The sequence below is a fragment of the Haloarcula onubensis genome, assembly GCF_031624605.1.
GTDB classification, from domain to species: Archaea; Halobacteriota; Halobacteria; order Halobacteriales; family Haloarculaceae; genus Haloarcula; species Haloarcula onubensis.
This window is the reverse complement of the sequence record NZ_JAMQOS010000011.1, coordinates 1-14,393: the sequence shown is the minus strand read 5'-3', so window position 1 is coordinate 14,393 and position 14,393 is coordinate 1. Positions and strand designations below refer to the sequence as shown.

Annotated in this window: 26 protein-coding genes; 20 read left to right on the top strand and 6 right to left on the bottom strand. The window is 64.6% G+C overall.

What is annotated here, in order from left to right:
- From NDI86_RS21980 to NDI86_RS21970, 3 genes are all read left to right on the top strand, one after another.
- The coding region (locus NDI86_RS21980) for a hypothetical protein (RefSeq protein ID WP_310902425.1) at window positions 1-203 on the top strand (203 nt) is incomplete at its 5' end.
- A 15-nt stretch (window positions 204-218) separates the two neighbouring features.
- Entirely contained in the window at window positions 219-608 is a 390-nt protein-coding gene (locus tag NDI86_RS21975) for a hypothetical protein (protein ID WP_310902424.1), read from the top strand.
- Complete coding sequence (locus NDI86_RS21970) at window positions 601-1,776, top strand: hypothetical protein (RefSeq protein WP_310902423.1); 1,176 nt, start codon at window positions 601-603, stop codon at window positions 1,774-1,776. The genes NDI86_RS21975 and NDI86_RS21970 overlap by 8 nt, the downstream gene beginning before the upstream one ends.
- Window positions 1,777-2,584: 808 nt before the next feature.
- Here NDI86_RS21970 and NDI86_RS21965 read toward each other — a convergent pair.
- The 4 genes from NDI86_RS21965 to NDI86_RS21950 all read right to left on the bottom strand — a co-directional run bounded on the left by NDI86_RS21965 (window position 2,585) and on the right by NDI86_RS21950 (window position 4,722).
- Window positions 2,585-2,998 (bottom strand): DUF8160 family protein, encoded by a 414-nt coding sequence (locus NDI86_RS21965; protein WP_310902422.1) that lies wholly within the window; start codon window positions 2,996-2,998, stop codon window positions 2,585-2,587.
- Complete coding sequence (locus tag NDI86_RS21960) at window positions 2,991-3,833, bottom strand: ParA family protein (protein WP_310902421.1); 843 nt, start codon at window positions 3,831-3,833, stop codon at window positions 2,991-2,993. Before NDI86_RS21960 ends, NDI86_RS21965 begins: the two co-directional genes overlap by 8 nt.
- Window positions 3,834-4,118: 285 nt before the next feature.
- Window positions 4,119-4,520, bottom strand: coding sequence for a DUF7718 family protein (locus NDI86_RS21955; RefSeq protein WP_310902420.1), 402 nt, complete (start codon window positions 4,518-4,520; stop codon window positions 4,119-4,121).
- A complete protein-coding gene (locus tag NDI86_RS21950) occupies window positions 4,486-4,722 on the bottom strand; it encodes a hypothetical protein (protein ID WP_310902419.1) in 237 nt (78 codons plus the stop codon). Before NDI86_RS21950 ends, NDI86_RS21955 begins: the two co-directional genes overlap by 35 nt.
- Before the next feature lie 172 nt (window positions 4,723-4,894).
- On the opposite strand from NDI86_RS21950, the gene NDI86_RS21945 reads away from it, so the two are divergent.
- The 5 genes from NDI86_RS21945 (at window position 4,895) to NDI86_RS21925 (ending at window position 7,339) form a co-directional block, all read left to right on the top strand.
- A complete protein-coding gene (locus NDI86_RS21945) occupies window positions 4,895-5,443 on the top strand; it encodes a DUF8118 domain-containing protein (protein WP_310902418.1) in 549 nt (182 codons plus the stop codon).
- A 226-nt stretch (window positions 5,444-5,669) separates the two neighbouring features.
- Entirely contained in the window at window positions 5,670-5,981 is a 312-nt protein-coding gene (locus tag NDI86_RS21940) for a hypothetical protein (RefSeq protein WP_310902417.1), read from the top strand.
- Window positions 5,971-6,375 carry a hypothetical protein gene (locus NDI86_RS21935; protein WP_310902416.1) on the top strand — a complete coding sequence of 135 codons (405 nt, stop codon included), beginning with the start codon at window positions 5,971-5,973 and terminating at the stop codon, window positions 6,373-6,375. The genes NDI86_RS21940 and NDI86_RS21935 overlap by 11 nt, the downstream gene beginning before the upstream one ends.
- Window positions 6,372-6,686: a hypothetical protein gene (locus NDI86_RS21930; protein WP_310902415.1), complete on the top strand. Its 315-nt coding sequence runs from the start codon at window positions 6,372-6,374 to the stop codon at window positions 6,684-6,686. Before NDI86_RS21935 ends, NDI86_RS21930 begins: the two co-directional genes overlap by 4 nt.
- Complete coding sequence (locus NDI86_RS21925) at window positions 6,683-7,339, top strand: zinc ribbon domain-containing protein (RefSeq protein WP_310902414.1); 657 nt, start codon at window positions 6,683-6,685, stop codon at window positions 7,337-7,339. The genes NDI86_RS21930 and NDI86_RS21925 overlap by 4 nt, the downstream gene beginning before the upstream one ends.
- Before the next feature lie 55 nt (window positions 7,340-7,394).
- Here NDI86_RS21925 and NDI86_RS22195 read toward each other — a convergent pair whose 3' ends face one another.
- Window positions 7,395-7,649 carry a hypothetical protein gene (locus NDI86_RS22195; RefSeq protein ID WP_417936304.1) on the bottom strand — a complete coding sequence of 85 codons (255 nt, stop codon included), beginning with the start codon at window positions 7,647-7,649 and terminating at the stop codon, window positions 7,395-7,397.
- 116 nt (window positions 7,650-7,765) lie between these two features.
- The gene (locus tag NDI86_RS21910; RefSeq protein ID WP_310902411.1) at window positions 7,766-8,347 is read right to left on the bottom strand and encodes a DUF8102 family protein; all 582 of its coding nucleotides are present in this window, start codon (window positions 8,345-8,347) and stop codon (window positions 7,766-7,768) included.
- 73 nt (window positions 8,348-8,420) lie between these two features.
- Between NDI86_RS21910 and NDI86_RS21905 the strand changes: the two genes are divergently transcribed.
- From NDI86_RS21905 to NDI86_RS21850, 12 genes are all read left to right on the top strand, one after another.
- Entirely contained in the window at window positions 8,421-8,549 is a 129-nt protein-coding gene (locus tag NDI86_RS21905) for a hypothetical protein (protein ID WP_310902410.1), read from the top strand.
- Between the two features lie 271 nt (window positions 8,550-8,820).
- Entirely contained in the window at window positions 8,821-9,111 is a 291-nt protein-coding gene (locus NDI86_RS21900) for a hypothetical protein (protein WP_310902409.1), read from the top strand.
- Entirely contained in the window at window positions 9,104-11,725 is a 2,622-nt protein-coding gene (locus NDI86_RS21895; RefSeq protein ID WP_310902408.1) for a hypothetical protein, read from the top strand. The genes NDI86_RS21900 and NDI86_RS21895 overlap by 8 nt, the downstream gene beginning before the upstream one ends.
- The gene (locus NDI86_RS21890; protein ID WP_310902407.1) at window positions 11,722-11,991 is read left to right on the top strand and encodes a hypothetical protein; all 270 of its coding nucleotides are present in this window, start codon (window positions 11,722-11,724) and stop codon (window positions 11,989-11,991) included. The genes NDI86_RS21895 and NDI86_RS21890 overlap by 4 nt, the downstream gene beginning before the upstream one ends.
- Before the next feature lie 68 nt (window positions 11,992-12,059).
- Window positions 12,060-12,311: a MarR family transcriptional regulator gene (locus tag NDI86_RS21885; RefSeq protein WP_310902406.1), complete on the top strand. Its 252-nt coding sequence runs from the start codon at window positions 12,060-12,062 to the stop codon at window positions 12,309-12,311.
- Window positions 12,312-12,426: 115 nt separating this feature from the next.
- On the top strand, window positions 12,427-12,693 hold the full coding sequence (locus NDI86_RS21880; protein ID WP_310902405.1) for a DUF8136 domain-containing protein: 267 nt from the start codon (window positions 12,427-12,429) through the stop codon (window positions 12,691-12,693).
- Entirely contained in the window at window positions 12,690-12,863 is a 174-nt protein-coding gene (locus tag NDI86_RS21875; RefSeq protein ID WP_310902404.1) for a hypothetical protein, read from the top strand. Before NDI86_RS21880 ends, NDI86_RS21875 begins: the two co-directional genes overlap by 4 nt.
- Entirely contained in the window at window positions 12,860-13,066 is a 207-nt protein-coding gene (locus NDI86_RS21870) for a hypothetical protein (protein ID WP_310902403.1), read from the top strand. Before NDI86_RS21875 ends, NDI86_RS21870 begins: the two co-directional genes overlap by 4 nt.
- The gene (locus tag NDI86_RS21865; protein ID WP_310902402.1) at window positions 13,063-13,260 is read left to right on the top strand and encodes a hypothetical protein; all 198 of its coding nucleotides are present in this window, start codon (window positions 13,063-13,065) and stop codon (window positions 13,258-13,260) included. The genes NDI86_RS21870 and NDI86_RS21865 overlap by 4 nt, the downstream gene beginning before the upstream one ends.
- Before the next feature lie 285 nt (window positions 13,261-13,545).
- A complete protein-coding gene (locus NDI86_RS21860) occupies window positions 13,546-13,788 on the top strand; it encodes a hypothetical protein (protein ID WP_310902401.1) in 243 nt (80 codons plus the stop codon).
- Window position 13,789: 1 nt separating this feature from the next.
- Window positions 13,790-14,161: a hypothetical protein gene (locus tag NDI86_RS21855; RefSeq protein ID WP_310902400.1), complete on the top strand. Its 372-nt coding sequence runs from the start codon at window positions 13,790-13,792 to the stop codon at window positions 14,159-14,161.
- A gap of 2 nt (window positions 14,162-14,163) precedes the next feature.
- A partial coding sequence (locus NDI86_RS21850; protein ID WP_310902399.1) for a hypothetical protein occupies window positions 14,164-14,393 on the top strand: 230 nt, incomplete at its 3' end.

Sequence of the window (14,393 nt, the reverse complement as noted above, 5' to 3'; positions counted from 1 at the left end):
AGAAAGGGGGCAAAATCGCGGCTGAGTTCTTCGGGTCGAAGCGTTCCGAGATGACTGAGGAAGAGCGTACGGCCTGGCTCTTCGAAGAGAACGCGAAGGCACTCGCCGCGGCTGCGCAGGCAGCCACTGGCGAGTCGGGGACACCAGAGGTCGCCGAGTCCGACAAGATGCGGACTGTCAAGAGCTACCTGAGTGGGTGGTGACCCGGAGGATCAACGATGCCGAGTGACCAGATCGAGGAGGGCCCGGTGCTCTCTGTCGGGGTTCCCGAAACGGCGGAGGGGTCCGCCGACCCGGCATACATCGACTGTCTGCGAGTGCTGCGGGGAGTCATCACGCTCCTCGAGGCCGTTCAGAAGGGCCACGAGTCAGAGCTCCCAGACGGCGAGTTCGCTACACAGGAGTACATCGACGAACTGCAAGAGGCGTTCCGCGTCGGGCAAGAGCTACTCGGCCGGCCGGACCTGGACACGGTCCGCCAGGACATGAGCCAGCTCGACGAGGACTTGCTCCGAGAGCTCCGAGCGACACTCGGCTACGTCGCGCCCCACGTCGACGTCGACCTCTCTCTCCCGGCGCCGTCGGAAGGAGGTGAGGACAGTGACTGAATTTGGAGCCTCCGCCCTCCTCAGCGTCGAAGTGGACCAGCGCTCGCTCAAACAGGCCCGCAAAGACATCGAGCGGGGTGTGTCAGATGTTTCGGTCGGCGTCCAGGCGTCGCCACCTCCAAGTCAACGGATGCGGACTGACGGCGGCCTCAGTGGTGCTACTGGGACCTCACTTCCGTCGATGATGAAAGAGCAGAACGAAACACTCGTCGAGATACTCGACACACTCGAAGAGATGAGCGGCGGCTCGGTCGGCGGCGGTGGTGGCGGCGGGCTGAACATCTTGCCTGTTGGTGGCGGCGTGGGCGGCCTCGCTGCGGGCGGGGCAGGGGCCGCGGCGGGGGCGCTCGCCATCCCCGCCGCTATCGGTGGCGCGTCGCGATATGCGCTCGGCCAGGGCGTCTTCGGGCCGGAGGGTCGCGCAACACTGCAGGGACGCAAACGATTCTCTGGACTCTCTGGTGTTGGCAACGCCATCCAGGACCCGCTGGGTGCTGCAGCGACCGGCGCCAAGAACATCCTCGACCCGACGGGGCTGAACGAAACGGCGCTGCGTAAACTGACGCCCGGCGTCGTCACGGACACGCTTGGTGCGCAAGCAGCCACCACCCGCAGTGCCTATGGGGCGCTTGCAAGCGGGGACCTCAGCAACTTCGAGCCAGAGGAGCCCGAGTGGGTCGAAGGTCTGACCAAGTTCGAGTGGCCCGAGGCACCAGACCCGTTCGGCGATGTCAACTGGCCCGACACGCCGGACCCCTTCGCCAGCACCGATTGGCCTACATCGCCCGACCCATTCAAAGAAACTGACTGGCCGGACGTACCGGACCTCTCCGAGACGGTGGACTGGCCAGATATCCCAGAACCGAGCTCAAACTGGTCTTGGCCGACTATCCCGACACCGTCGCAGTCCGACCTCCCGCAACTCCAAGGCCCGTCTGTCAGCGACTTGCCTGAACTACAGGTCGATGTCCCAGAAGTGCTAAGAGATATCGTGAGAGGTAACTACCCTGGAGGGGGTGGCGGCGGCGGTGGCGGTGGCGGCGGCGGTGGCGGCGGCGGAGGCAACGGCAATCCGTTCGACACGAATAACGACGGCGAGGTCGATGTCGAAGACATTCAAACTGCAATTGAGCGCGATATCGTCAAGGGCCTCGGTGGCTTCCCCTGATCAGCGCGCATAGTTCGGGCAGATTCCGCGATTCCGACATAAACAGGCTGTCGAACTATGTCAGATTATACGGGTAGTAAATGGTAACCCAAAGACGGAAGCGGGGTCGATTCTGGCCGATTGCTACTTCTGGCCCCAGATTACCAGATAAATACGGTGATATGGGCGGGTAGGCTTGTCACCACTGCTGATTTGAGACCGTTCCGAGAGTTTTTCTCAAAACCGACAGACTGCACGCGATTCCGCCGATGCGCCCATTCCGCGCGCACTCCTACTATGGTAAATCAATTCGGAAACCCCGAATGAAGGCAGGAGATTGCTCGATAGAGTCGCTAAGTATGCTCTCAGGGACGGGCACCACCCTTACGCCCCCTCAAGTACGATTCTGGAAGTACACCGCCCCAAACATCCGATATCGAGACATGCGCACTTTTCAACCACCCTTACGGTCCGCGCGGATTCTGTCCCAAACCCGCGTTTCAGACCATGCTCCTATCCCAAATAGAGAGCCCACAAGCGCTTGTTTCCGCTCTAAGCTGTTTTGCACACTTTTTTGCTCTCTGTCTGAGCAGGCCGCTCGGGAATGGAGATTCTTGCAGTAGAAGGCCCCTATCTCCGATGCGCGCCATGCGCACTCCTAAAAACCCAGCCCGCCTCCGTTGGTAGCGACTGGTGCCCGCCTTCGCACCGCTGGGGAACGTACCCGAACCTCGAGTGCGGGGCTCCGTCAGCGGATCGGCTCGCGACTTAACCAACAGTCGGGTGTAGTTACGGCCAGTGTTGGTTAAGATGTGGGGTCGCTCGCCCCTCAGCCGTCCAGGTCCAGCTCTGCCTCGATGGACGTCCCCCGCAGCGCTGCCCGAATCACGGCCGGGTAGAAACGTTCGTTCTTCGGGAGCTCCCCGCCGTGCTGCTGTTGCCACTTGATCGAACACTCTTTGTACCGGAGGTCGAGGTCGTCGACGGCGTCGTCGGGGAGGTAGATCGTCCGGCCGTTCCAGTGCTCGCGCAGCTGGAAGCCCTCGTCTCCTGGCACCGGCGTTTCAGTCGTCTCGGTCGTTTCAGTGGTTTCAGTCGTTTGGCTCATATTGCTCGTTTCACTCGCCTCAGTCGTTTCGGTCGTTTCACTCGTTTCTGACTTCCCGAACCGGTTGGCGATGCCGCCCACCTGCTCGCCGACCTGGCCGAGCTCGTCGTCGACGTCGTCGCCCTCGTCACTCATCGCCGACCACCGGCCGGGACTCCGGCAGCAGTTCGCGCTCCACCACGCCGGCGAGGTCCTCCAGGTGCGGGAGCATGTCCGTCTCCTCGTCAGCGGCGACGACCGACACGCCCTCCTGGACGAGCGAGCGCTGCAGTGCGACGCGCTTGCGTATCTCGACCACGGGCAGGTGCTCGCCGAAGCCGTCGCGAAGGCTCTGGACCATCGCCTCGGCCTGCTTGTTGTGCTCGATGCGGTTGATGACCAGCGCGAGGACGTTCACCGGACCGTAGTACTCCTCGATGGACGCAATCTGCTTCTGCAGTCGGTCGAGGCCCTGGATCGACAGCCCCTCGGCGTAGGTCGGGATGACGACGCCGTCGCTGTTGCGCAGCGCGTTGTCGGTGAGGACGTTAATCGACGGCTCGTTGTCGACGAGGATGGCGTCGTAGTCGTCCCGCAGTGTGTCGAGTGCCATCCCGAGGCGCTCGCGGGCCTTCGGCTCGCCCTCCAGGGCCGACGCTGTGTTGTCGACCATCTTCTCGTGGGCGGGCAGCAGGTCGAACTCCGGGCCCTCGAGGACGAGGTCGCCGGCGTGATCGGCGTGGGACTGCGGGTCGAGCAAGAGATCGTGCAGTGTCACGGGCTGGTCGAGGTCGCCATAGACGTCGTCGAACCCGAGGATGGACGTCAGCGCGCCCTCGGGCTCTAAGTCGACGGCGAGGACGTCCCACCCGCGAGAGGCGAGCAGGCCGCCCAACTGCACCGTCAGCGTCGTCTTCCCCACGCCCCCCTTCTGATTCAACATCGCGACGACCGGCGCTGTCGTTCCGGTCGTTTCGCTCGTTTCGGTCATATCACAGAGCCCACATCACCAGCGCGTTGGATAAACCTACGTCAGACGCTTAACCAACACAGCCGGCTGCATCCCCCATCTGTTGGTTAAGGATTTGTGACGGCTGATAAATCGTTCTGCGCGATACAAATTTAGAATTAGCCGACCCGGCTTACCCCGCTGTGACGAAAGAAGACTGTGGCTGTTGACGCTGTCACTCGGCGTCGAGCTCGTCGTCCAGACGGTCGCGGACGCGGTCGAAGTGGTCCTCAATGCGCTCATCCATCTCTTCGAGTTCGTCGTCGCTCACAGGCTGCTCCCGTCTCTGATTCCGTGCCATGTCTCGAACCTCTTGATATACTGTTGTACGTTCTCTCGTAAGTCGTCTTCGGCGTAATCGAACCCGTCGGCGGGTGGGATCGGGCCGGTGATATCCTCCGCTCGGAGCTTCTCGCCGTCGCGGTAGACGTCCATGTGCAACCCTTCCTCGGCGATATCGTGGCCGATGCTTGGGTCCTCGTCGTGGTCGTACCGGACGACCGGCTGCCACTCGCCGTCGAGCCAGTACTCTAACTGCACCATGAACCGGACGACGTCGCCGTGCTCGACGGTGAAGGCAGTCCGCAGCTGTACCGTGTCGGCCAGCCGGTCGGGCGGTGGTGTCGTCTCGTAGTTAGGCATCGCTGCAAACGACGTCGCGGAGCTCACGTGCTAACTCGGGATGGTGCTCCTCGAGTATCTCGAGGTCTTCGGTAAGCTCATCCTCGATTTTGTTCCTAATCCGAGACGCCGCCTGGTAGCGGTATTCCTTTTCATCCTCGTCGTCGTTGGCAAGCAATTCTCGCTCGCGATCGGTTAATAAAGCACGGCGGCGGCTCATGCTATCCGCCTTTTCTCCTTGGGTTGCCATATGCTCATATCACTCCCGCATACCATAAACGTTGCCAGTCAGAGCAACGTTCCCGCATATGCATAACTATAAGTGGGTGGCAGTGGTACATGTAGGTAAGCACGGCAGGTGGCCACGTAGAAACTGGCCGCCGGGCGCTGGAACGCCCTTCGACCGTGCTGCGACTAACAGCATGACGAACTACACTCCGTCGTCGGATAAAGCCGACGGCACTGACGGTAGCACCGATTTCGACACCCGCGACGTCCGCGCCCTGACCGAGGTCCACAGCGTCCTCGACGACGTCGGCCGAGCCCGCGGCGCCGACGACCTCTTCCTGGTCGTCTCCGGCAGCGGCTCCGAGTACCTCGTCGACATGCGAACGGGCACGTGCGAGTGTCCCGACTCCGAGTACCGCGACGTCACGTGCAAGCACCAGAAGCGCGTTCAGTTCGCCACTGGCGAGCGCGAGATCCCGGCGTGGGTCAACACCGACGGCCTCGACGACCAGCTCGGTGAGCACGTCCAGGGCCCGCGCGTCGCCGCGGCCGATGGCGGTATCATCGTCGCCGGCGACGGCGCCGAGCTCGTCGACGAGGACGGCGGCCGGATCGAGGGCCCGTTCCCCGAGTTCAACAAGTACGGCAACTACACCGGCCACGACTACGTCCGCTGCGGTGACTGCGGCACTGAGGCAATGTGCGAGCAGGACCTCGACGACTGCTGTGGTGGTGCCCGATGAAATCGTTTGCCGCGCCGGACACTCATTTCGAGATCGTCCGCGAGGAGGTGTCCGTGGGTGAGGGCGGCCTGACAGCAGAGCGTCCAACCGGCGAGATTCGGTGCACGGAATGTGGAGCTGTCAGCCACAACATCGATGATTTCCCTCACGCCGGCGACTGTCCGCAGCGGTTTGTCCACTCCCGGTGGTACGCGAAACAACTAGGCGCCTGCTGCGGGGGCGGCCGATGACGCTGCTCATCGAGGACGCCGGCGACGACGACTACACGCTGCTCGTGACCGACGACGGCGAGCTCGAGGCGCGCAAGCGCATCCCGTTCGACGGCGTCCGGCGGTACACCACGGCCACGCGAGCACTCCCGACCGGCCGGCGGACCACCAGCCAGTTCGCCCTGGACGTCGACAACGTGCTCGACCAGTACACTCAGCGCTCGGCTACGCAGACGCCGCGGGAGACCCTGGCCGAGGACGTCGCCAGGGCGCTCCGTGAGGTCCACCAGCGGGCTGAGGCCGCCGAGGAGGTGCAGCATGGCGAGTGACCCATCCGCGGACGAGCTGCCCACGTGCGACATCTGCGGCGGCCCGAAGCCGCCCGAGATGGTCGACCGGACGACCGTCCGGACCATCGACCCGATGCAGGCCGATATCTGCGCTGCCTGCCAGCTCGTTCAGGACCACTCGCTCCCCGACGACGCCTGCATGCAGTGCGGCGAGACGCTGGACGCCGGGTACTACCTGGAACTAGAGTTCCCACTCGGCGCCGCAGGTCTTCCCGGCCGCATCGCCGGCTCGCTCTGCGGTGACTGCGCGGGCTGGATCGCCTGCGATATCAACTACGAAGGTCTCGATGCCGACGACGAGACCAAGACGGAGTTCGTCGACGTCGTCGACGAGGAGACTGACCGGCTGAAGGAACTGGAGGGGTCGGCGTGAGCCTCCCTGACCCAACCGACGTCATCGCTCCACGTGATGACGACGTCCCCTACGATGCGGTGGACTTTCTCAAGGAGATGTTCCAGGAGTCGTATCTCGACGGTGCTGTCCTGGAGTACCACGGTCTGCAACTCTACAGCCAGCACTACGAGGACGGGGACCCGATTTGGGACGTCTACACCGAGGACGACGCTTACATCGATACACTGAACCTCGCCGCCTTCCGGACAGTCACCGAACTCCAGCGGTTCCTCGACGAGATCGTGGCCTACGACCCGGCCGACCGAGACGAGTGGGTGAGCAGCCGATGAGTAGTCACAGCGCCAAGGCCACGACGACGCTGCCTCTCGGGCCCGACTCGATCACGCCGGTCGGAGTCGACGTCGGAAGTGCTCGCTACCTCTTCGCCGCTGCCTCGCCGGCGGACGGTGTCGGCGGCGCGGCCACAGTGAACGCAGACTACGCGCATCGCCTGTACAGCGAGTTTCAGTCGGCCACCCATCGTCTCGGCACGGCGCCGGACTACGTCGACGACCAGGACCGACTCGGCGACCTCGTCGCGCGGTACTGGCCACGACTCCGACGGGCCCTCGAGTGCGCCGCCGACCAGGTGGTGGGCGTCGCACGGGCCCACCCGCGGGCTGTGGTGGTCCTCGAAGACCTCTCGACCACTCCGCGGCCACTCGTCGAGGCCGCCCACGGAGCAATGGCGTGGGCGGACTACTGCCCGGCCGTCGCACAACAGCTTCTCGCCGACCGCGCCCTCGACGCCGGGCTGGCCGTTGCGTACGTCCCGCCCGAGTACACCAGCCAACTCTGTCACGAGTGCGGGACGCTCGGAGACCTGGGTGGCCGCGGCTGTGAGACGCTGACCTGTGTGAACGACGACTGTACCGTCGGTGAGGTCTGCCGGGACCGGTCCGCGGCGGTCACCATCGCCCGGCGGTATCACGGCGAGGCGTAGCGGGGCCCCTCAGCCCGCCAGTCCCGGAGAGGCGTCGGCGTATCGAACGCCGACGTCACGGAGACTGTCCATGAACACGACCCCAGATCACAACAACGATCGTCTCGACGGGCTCTATGAGGTCCGCGAGGAACTGAAGCTCATCGCTGAGAGCGATGTTCCGTACTCCAAGGACGCACAGAACTTCCTCAAAGCACTCCGAAGAGAGGGATACGATGTCTGAGGAATCAGACGTCGGCGGCGAGCCGGAGCTGCGCGAACGAACCCGTGAGGAAAAGCTCGAATCGCTCTCGCGGCGAGAGAGCGTCACCGAAGAGACACGCGAATTGGCCCGTCGTGCGCTCCGGCGCCGGCGTGAAGGCCGCGGCGACTGAGCCGCCGCCTCTTATAAACTATATTTCTCATGCGACGCTGCACGACACGCGTCTAGCTGTCGTCGTCTTCGAGAGAGGTTTTCTGGCCGAGTTCCTCCCCTGCCTCGTCCTCGCTCACCATCCCTCCATAGGAGGTGGCGTCTGCCGAGATGAGTTCTTGAGACTCTTCGTGTCCGAGTGCCCCAGCGCCGAGTAGCGTCTGGACTTCGCCTAGTGTGAGCTCTTCGGGCGTCTCTTCTTTTTTCTGAACCAACTTCTCGATACGCACACCCTTCGCCTCGTCGACGGCGTCGCCGATCAGCTTCTCGGGGTCAAGGTTCGCCGTCTTTGCAGCGTGGTAGGCGAACCGAACCTGTGCCTTCAGCGCCTCGGCGACGTTCAGTTGGAGCATGTCACTCGGGTCGGTCTCATCCCATCCGAACACTTGCTGCATGTCCTTCTGTGGCAGGTACTCGTCGAGCAGGACGTAATCGAGGACGCTGTCGCGGAGTCGGCGGCGGACTCGAGCGCGAGCCTCGCGACCGCGTGCTTCGAACTGCTCACCCGAGCGGAGGACGTCACGCTCGGTCGCCGTCAGGAGCCCTTGCGGGCGATCAATCCAGGGGCCGTCTTCGGTCTCGTTGTCTCCAGACATACGCTATTTCTCTCTTGTCAATTTGAGAGACACGGTAATTATAAACCTATGGTTCCAAGACAGAGTTGAGACGATGACGGACTACACGACACTCTCGGTGGAGCCGGATGTTGCCCGCGACGTGCGGGAGCTTCGGGACACCGACGGCCATGCAAACACGAGCGACACCCTCCGCCAACTCTTAAGGGCTGACGGGGAGTGAAGCGTCTCATGGTCAGTGGAATCGAGAGAAACGACGCCGGCCTGAAACTGTCCAGGCTCCGGCCGACGTCGTTTTGTGACGAGCACGGGCGCAAGCCCGGCCACGGCGTACTCCGCCGCGACCGGGTGGACGCGACGGGAGCACGGCGTGTTCGACACCGAGGAGGTGTCTGTGCACGGTAGTTTGTCTCCCGTCGTGTTAGGTGTTTCGCACGCTCTTTTGAGAGTGCGAACTGCGTCCGTCAGCGGCCAACACAGCCGTTCAGGACGGAATGACAGACCGAGATACACACCAATCTGACGAGGACGAACCGCCGCAGACCCGGTCGATATCGTGGAACCCGCCCACGAGACAGACGACGTCGACCTGCCGGCGCACCGCGTTCTTCCGGCGGACGTCGGCCGGCTGGATTCTCCAGCACATCCGGAGCGTCACGCTCCGACAGCGGGGCGAGTCGACGAGCGAACTCGACCCCGACGCGCGCCCGATCGACCTGCCGCTGTGGGTGCGCGAAGAGATGGGTCTCGAAGCAAGCACAGTCCGGGGGCGAACGCATGCCTGAGGCAGGCCTCCGACCGACCGAACAGGCCCCCGTCGACGCGGTCGCGCACGTCGACGCCGGCGACCTGGCGCCGTCGGAGCTGTGGCACGAGATCGCCACGACCAACGGCTTCCAGGACCAGCTCGTCGACGCTGTCCGTGAGGTCCTCGCCGGGACATGCGGACGTCGTGAGTGGCCCGGTGCGATGCGCGAGACCGGCATCACCGCTCGCGATGGTCGGTACGCACAGCTCGTCGCGTGGCTCGACCGGCCAGCGGAACACGACTACCACCAGGACGCGCTGAACTACACCGCCTCCCTCGGCCGTGGGACGGTCACGGTCTACGGCACGCGGTGCACACTCGAAGAGGCCCTTGCCGGCGACCTCGCCGATGGGCCCCTCACCGTCCTCGAGGCCGCCAACGTCACGCCGACCGTCGCGGTCCGCCTCGGGCCAGCGTTCCGAGAGCGCAAGCGCGCGCAGCGCGAGGACGCCCTGGAACTGTTGGGTGTCCTGGCCCACGTGTTCGACGTCGCCGTCGTCACGACCGGCCTCACGGCCCGCTGGCTCGTCGAGGATCACGGCCAGTATCTCCCGAGTGAGTTTACTGAACACGTCAGCGCTGGTCGGGGTGGGCCACTGCCCGCCGACGTCGACGTCGAGGCGGTCACGACCGCGCTCACTGCCGACAGCCGCGAGGTTCACACGCTTCGCCTCCTGGCCGCAGAACCCAACGAGCGTCAGTCACAGGCCGCCCTCGTCGCCACACAGTCGGTCGGGAAGGCAGCAGTCAGCCAGGCCCTCTCGGTGCTGGAGGAGTGCAACCTCGTCGAGCGCTTCGACGTCGGCCGTGAGAAGCACGCGCAACTGACGCCAGCCGGTTCCGCTGTTCTGGACCGTCTCGACGCCGAACACGGCCGGCAGGCTGAACTCGACGCACTGTTTAGCGAAACCGGAAACCCCAGCCACAGGACGTGTAATCCCGCGCGTCAGGACCCCCGCCCCGACGTTCCTTCGACCGCACCGCCGGCCGACGACAGCACCGGCACCGCCTACCGCACCCGGTGGTTGGGTCGGGGTGGACACGCTGCAGCCGGGGCCGTGGCCACGAACGGCGGTGTCACGGCTGCTGAGGGGGTACTACCGACGGCCGACGGAGCCGAAAAGCGCCACACCCGGTACGTCAGCTACGACGCCGACCGGGACGAGGCCGTGGTCGCTGTCCGGGCAACGTCGCCCCTCCAGTACATAGTGAGTACCGCACTGGCGTTCAGTTCACCCCGGCTGCTGGAGAAGGCACTCCCGGCCAGCCGCCTCGAGGACGTCGACCTGTCGGCAGGCCTCCTCCGTGACGCCCGGTGCATCGGTGCCCTCTCGGATGATGCCGTCGGATGTGGTGAACAACTTCACAAGCAACTCACCGAGTGGGGCGAGCGGCTCGAAGACATGACTCGCCAGTGGCGCCAGGACGAGGTCGAGGACCGCGATGCGTTCGCCGGCGAGCTGCTCCGGTCGGCGCACGGTCTCGCCGGGACGATGGTGCACCTCCTGGACGTCGCCGGCGTCAACGTCGTCCGAGAGCTCCGTGTCCCGTCGACGCTCGGCCACGGTCAACTGGAGGACCTCGCCGAGACCATCACCACCGCGGTCTCGATCCAGGCCAGATACGGCCACTACGCGGTCTATCGGCAACTCTTCGAGAGCCGTGACGGGAAGCGTCAGGCTGCCCTCTCCCCGGACGTCGACGCCGAGGACCCCGTCGGCCAGTACATCGGTGGCCTCGTGCTCCGGGGTCCGTCGTCACACCGGCTGGCCCGTCACGTCCAGGGCCAACTCCGCTCGGCTCGGTCCGTCCAGGAGGACGCCCCGGAGATCGCCGTCGACGTGCCGGTCGGGACTCCAGGTCGCGAGGCCTACACCGAGGCAGTCAACCGGATGGCTCGGCCGAGGGGCATCACCGCGACTCCCGAGGCGGTCACGATGTTCCGGGCGCTCACCGGCGACCCCTACGCCGTCGCCGACGCCGTCCACTGGCTCGGGAGTGAGGACGAGCCCCGGAAGATGCGCCTCGACGAGGTCCGCGTCTCGCTGGCCGCCCTCGAGGCCGACCGCCTCCTGCCCGATGCACCGCCGACGCTGTCGAAGGCCGTGGCGGCACTCCTCCGGTCGTCCCAACCGCTGACACAGACCGCCCTCGCCGAGGAGGCCGGCGTCTCGACGCGGTCGCTGCGGACCCACCTCGATGCACTGGTCGCGCTGGATATCGTCCAGGACACCGACGACGGCCTTCGACTGACGCTGCCGTTCGCCGATGACGAGGAACGCGGCCAGCACATCCTCCCGGCCGCAGTCGACGAGCGCCACACCGCAGTGCAGGACCTCCTGTTCGACGCCGTCGCCACGCTCGTCGAGGACGACCGCCTCGGCGACCCCGGCGACCCGGTCGGCGCCGCGTTCTGCTGGCCGCCGGATATCGACAGCCTGCAGACCCATCTCCCGGACGTCAACCCCTACCTTCGCATCGCCAGAACGCTCTGCCACGAGGCAGATCCACCAGCAACCACCGTCCAGTTCGGCGCACCCCTCCAGCAGACGAGTCTACAGGCATCCGCTGCGGGAGGTGTTCCGACGTGAGCTCGCCCACGCACTCCCCCGACCGCGCTTCAGTCTTCCCTGCTCCAGTTCGGGCATCGACACCGACAGCCGCCGCGGTGTACGCTGTCCTCGATGCCACGGGGCCACTCACCTACGACCAGCTCGTCGACGAGACTGGTGCAGGACGGACGGCCGTGGAGAACGCCGTCGCCGACCTCCGCGACCGAGGCATCATCGACTCGAGGCCCGACCCCGATGACCCTCCTCGGCAGCTTCACGATATCGCCGATTCCTTCGACGCCTAACTACCCGGATTCCGGGGAGCAAACACGCTTCTAAGGCCTTGTAGACGGTATATTCACGTGCAACAGGAATGGCAACTACTTCTCTTCAACTCCCGGCACCGATCCAGGCGCGGCCGCCGTCTGCCCGACTGGTCTACATCGCGCTCCGCGACAACGCGGGGCCGCTGACGACGGACCGTCTCGTTGAGGAGACGGGTGTCTCGGTCGACCGGATTCGACGCCTCCTCGGCGAGCTCGCTGAGGCTGGCCTGGTCGCTGCGGAGCCTTCGCCGGACGACGGCCGCCGAAAGTGCTGGACCGTCACGGAGGCCACCAGATGACCCGGCACTATCCCGTGCCCACGTCGGGACTAAGCAACAGGGAAACAGGGTTTTCAGCCCGCTTCTCAGCCGTTTTCGACCGGCTGTTTAAAAAGAACCCCGGGGGTGAGCGGCCTTGAGCACCGATGCGAGCGCGGACACGCGTGAAAGCGAGGCTGGCGAAGGATACGACGAGATGCTGGCGACGCTCGACACCGCGATCCAGGAGGCGCACCGGAAGGTCGATTCCGGCCGGGTCTACGATGCCGACAACGAGAAGGTCCGGATCAAGTGGATTCGGGCCCTCGCCTACGCGGTCAACGTCCGCCGCCAGGTCACGAACGACCGCGACCTCCAGGAGCTGGCCGAGGAAGTTGAGGCGATCAAGGAGCAACAGCGATGAGACAGAGCAAACGCGAACTACACCGACAGATCGAGGAACTGGACGACGGACAGCACGAGGGCCCGGACCGCATCGAAATCAACGAGGTCGTCGTCGGCACCGGACACAGCGGTGATGACACTCACGCCGGCGACGTCGTCGACGAGCGAACGACAGTGGTTGAGCTATGACCCGGCCGAGCCGCCGTGACCTGGAACGAACCGTCGACGAGCTGGCCGCCGAGGACGGCAAGGACTGGTCCGCCCCACTCACTGCTGAGGAGAAAGACCAGCTCGCCGGCAGCGTCGACGTCGAGGCGTGGGACCGGAGGCCGAAGTCACGAGAGGTGCTTCGGGGACTGGTGTACGCAGCCAAGGAGGCGCGAGCAACGTGACCCGGAAGAGCCGCCGGGAACTGGAGAGAGCGGTCGATGACCTCTCCGCCAGCAAGCCAGCTTCGGACACCGAAGTAGAGCTCACCGACACGCAGGCCCGGGCCGTTCGTGAGTACGACCTCTACTGTGACCGGCCGGGCGAGCTCGACGATGACCTCGAGGCCGCACTCTATGAGGTGGCCTATGGTGCGTAAGTTCCGGCATGTCCTCGAACGCGAGTCTTCAGGTGGGTGCGAAGGGGCATGAACATCGTTCCCGATGACACGGCCGTTTGCACGCCGGCCGCCGAGGGTTTAGTGCACAGTCACTCACTGTTCCGGTGTCGAGCGGCAATGTCCTCCCTTCTCGTCCGCTCTCTCTTGGCCTCCCTCTTTCAGTCCGACACTGCCCGGTTCAACTCCGGGGGCGTCGACTTGGCAGCACCCAAACGAGCAGACTGCAACGGCCATAACCGGCCCTCAGAACGGATTTCATATAGAATGAGAGATACAAACAACGACTCACAGACAGAGCTCGGCGCGTTCGCAGCCGACGAGGCCTCGACGTCTTCCGAGGACGAGCCGACGGCGGTGCAGAACGCCGTCGCCATCAACCAGCTCACCAGCCTCTTGCAAGATCTAACCAGCCAGATGGAGACGATCAACGCCGAGCTCAACGACCATGAGACCGAGCAGAATAGCGAAGTGACCATCGACAGCGACCCGACGGGGATGTTCCACTGACATGAGCGACTTGATCAAGGAGCTCGACGCTGCAGTGACCGGCGAACGAACAGCCAGCAAACTACGCGAGAAACACCCCGAGGCCTCCGAGCAGACCATCGAGAACGCTCTGCGGATCACGGAACTCGCGCGCCGGCTCAAGGGTCTCGCAACCGACGTTTTGCAGAAGCCAGAGCAAAAACAGCAGCGCCAAGACTCGGAGACCGATCTCGAGCGCAGTTACCGATCGGCCCGAGAACAGGTGGCAGCACTGGCCGCTCAGACGGGGTCAGCAACTGAGGAGGATAAGCACCTTCTCAAGCAGCGAGCGGAGGCACGGACAGACAACCAGAGCGACCTGGGGAAGATCTTCGACCCCGATACGGAGTACTAACGATGGTTTCAAAGACTCTACAGAGCACACTCGAACAGAACCGTAAACACCTGGAGGACGTCCTGGAGGCGCTCGACGCCGAGCACAAGATGGCCGATGATCCCGAGAAAGGGGGCAAAATCGCGGCTGAGTTCTTCGGGTCGAAGCGTTCCGAGATGACTGAGGAAGAGCGTACGGCCTGGCTCTTCGAAGAGAACGCGAAGGCACTCGCCGCGGCTGCGCAGGCAGCCAC